The organism is Paludifilum halophilum, from assembly GCF_002245355.1.
Taxonomy (GTDB): Bacteria; Bacillota; Bacilli; order Thermoactinomycetales; family DSM-45169; genus Paludifilum; species Paludifilum halophilum.
Genome location: NZ_NOWF01000027.1, coordinates 1 through 2,505, shown reverse-complemented (window position 1 = coordinate 2,505; position 2,505 = coordinate 1). Strand labels below are relative to the sequence as shown.

The 2,505-nt window shown below is 52.2% G+C and carries 5 protein-coding genes; all 5 read right to left on the bottom strand.

Translation table 11 applies throughout. The features are described from left to right. Positions 1–641, bottom strand: a 641-nt coding sequence (locus CHM34_RS18235; protein ID WP_169713832.1) for a DEAD/DEAH box helicase, incomplete at its 3' end; no start/stop codon positions are given. Positions 642–691: 50 nt separating this feature from the next. Beyond that, the gene (locus CHM34_RS18230) at positions 692–1,192 is read right to left on the bottom strand and encodes a DUF669 domain-containing protein (RefSeq protein ID WP_094266033.1); all 501 of its coding nucleotides are present in this window, start codon (positions 1,190–1,192) and stop codon (positions 692–694) included. After that, positions 1,189–1,914: an ATP-binding protein gene (locus tag CHM34_RS18225; protein ID WP_094266032.1), complete on the bottom strand. Its 726-nt coding sequence runs from the start codon at positions 1,912–1,914 to the stop codon at positions 1,189–1,191. Before CHM34_RS18225 ends, CHM34_RS18230 begins: the two co-directional genes overlap by 4 nt. A 2-nt stretch (positions 1,915–1,916) precedes the next feature. Then, entirely contained in the window at positions 1,917–2,291 is a 375-nt protein-coding gene (locus CHM34_RS18220; RefSeq protein ID WP_094266031.1) for a hypothetical protein, read from the bottom strand. Between the two features lie 15 nt (positions 2,292–2,306). After that, positions 2,307–2,505 (bottom strand): hypothetical protein (locus CHM34_RS19620; protein WP_206093843.1); only part of this gene is annotated, 199 nt, incomplete at its 5' end.

Genomic DNA, 2,505 nt, shown 5'->3' with positions numbered 1-2,505 from the left:
CCCTGGTTGAAGTCCCCGGCCACGGTGTGGATTTCGTCCAGGTCCAGATTCAAATCAACTCGCTCCGTCTTCAGATCGGAAAGGTATCCGTCCCGGATCGCCTGGAGCAACTGGTATTGATAGACGATCTTTTCAAATGTATCGTCCAGACCCCGTTTGTCTCCACGCTCCACCGTCGCCGTAAGCCCGATCACCGGCGGGCCGCCGAATTGGAAGGCTCCCGCCACCTCCAGGGTTCGCCGGTACGTATCTGCTGCGGCATGATGGCACTCATCGACCACGATCCAATCAAACCGGGGCATCTGATCCAGGCGTCGAACAGCCGTCTGGATACTGGCGAAGACCCAGTCCGCGCCCCATTCGTTGCGTTCGGCCTTCACCACTCCTGTCTGAACTCCGGGGTTTACCACCTGGGCGGCTTGTTGAGGCTGGGTGATCAATTCTTCCCGATGAGCCAACCACAACAGCCGTCCGCCTTTTTTCTGGACATAGTCCAGTCCGGTTATTGTCTTTCCGGTCCCCGTCGGGAGATTGACAACCCCGCGCCGCCCTCCTTCTAAATGGAACTGATCCAGAGCATCATGGACTTCTATCTGATACGGTCGCATTTCAATGGACCGTTTAGTTATGGTCATAGGCATCGGAACACCTCCCAGGAGTAGAAAAGGGATGGGGCCTTTCGGCCCCCGAATCAAAAGGGCAAGTCATCATCCGCAATGTCATAGGGTTGTTTCTGTCCGGGGTGTCTCTCAGCAAAGGAGTCATCCGGCTTCCGGAATGATTTATAATCGATGACTTTTCGAATATAGACATTCCGATACGCTTTACCGGTTTTTTCACTTTTGTTGGTTTTGATTTCGATCTCCAACACCCGATCCAGGAGTTGCGGCAATTCCTGTTCCAACTTTTCCAGCTCTTCCAGGTCCAGCCCGGCATTGAATAAATCTTGTTTAAGCCACCGGATCCGGTCCGGAACGATCAGGTTGTACTTCCACTCGTGCCGACCTTCGTACTTACCTTCCGCGACTACAAACTCCCATTCCAACATGGGAATGCCCTGATTCTTGCTTTCCTTCAAACGTGCCGCCTGGACCCGAACCCTGTACCGTCCGTCCGGCAACTCGTCGAAAGAGCTCACTTCCGCCTGTTTATACTCATCTTGATACTGTTTCAAAATTGCTGCCCAACTCATTGGTCATCCGCTCCTTTATCGTGATGATTGTGGAATGCCTCATGGAATGTCGGAAAGTCCAGGGGAAGGTTGGCTGGGAGCCGTCCCGTCCGATCGCCTGCTTCCCACTTTTCACTGGGCTTGGTCCGGAGGATCCGGACCTCGCCGTCGTCAGTCTCCACCGATTCGGCATAGAGAATAATATCCACCATGCCGAGAACCACATCCCGGCCGGATTTAGGGAGCGTCGGGATCGCTTTGGTGATCGTAGCGGTTCGTGTCTTCACTTCGGTCATGTTGACGTGACTGGTCATCACAAGCCCGTAAGGGAGAAGGGACAGCTTTCGAATTGCTCGAAAAAACTCATCTCGCACCATAGCGTATCCCTTGCCATATCCAAGATCTGATTCATGCTGGATCTCCAATTTATCCCGGACATATTCAGCGCAGGATTTCCACAGGTTGTCCACAGTGTCAACTATGACGCTTTTAAAACGCCGTTCCTCTTCCGGCTTTTCAGCTTCCGTCTTTAGTTCGGCACAAGCCCGGAGGAAGGTGGGCCAGTCCGGGACCTTCACCTCATATACTGACAGGGCTTCCAGACCAGGTTCCGTCGCCAGGAAAATCGGGCTGTCCATCTGGCTGCAGAATGTGGATTTACCGATCTTTGGGTGTCCGTACAGGAGGATAGAATAATCCTCCAACCGTTGTTTTGGTTGCTTCTTCTCCGTTGGGAGCAGCATGGTCATCCTCCTTGTCCGAAAGCCTCTTTCAATCGTTGGAACCAACCCGTTGAATGAGAGTGCTGATTCGCCTTGATCTGTCCCTTGATTTCTTCTTTGGAAAGGAGGGTTGTCCCGACAATAAAGTCCCCAATCATATAGGGAGAAGCCATGACGGTTTCCCCTTTGTCGTTCGTCAGGAGCAATAGCGGATTCAGGAGTTCATCATCCGGATCCTCAACAGGACCCGACAGAATGTTTTCCATCTCTCCCGCTTTCAGAAGGTGGCAAGCTCGCTCCAAGGCATGAACCCCTTTGACCAGATTGGATACTTTGATAGCGAAAGTGCCTTTGTAACCTTTATAATCGACGACAATCCCCACCACTGGGTAATCCATGTATGTCCCCTCCATTCATGAAAAGGTAAGACCTAAACGTTCGTTTAGCTGCTCGTTGTCCTGGTCTTCCTCCCCAACTGTCTCCTGGTAGCTAAATACAAGACACTCAAGGCAAACATAGCCCAGTTGACGATGCGGAATACCGGTTTTGACCTCGTCACAGAGCGAGCATTTTCCCCCGTATACAAACATTAGACCGTCCCCTCCTCTACCA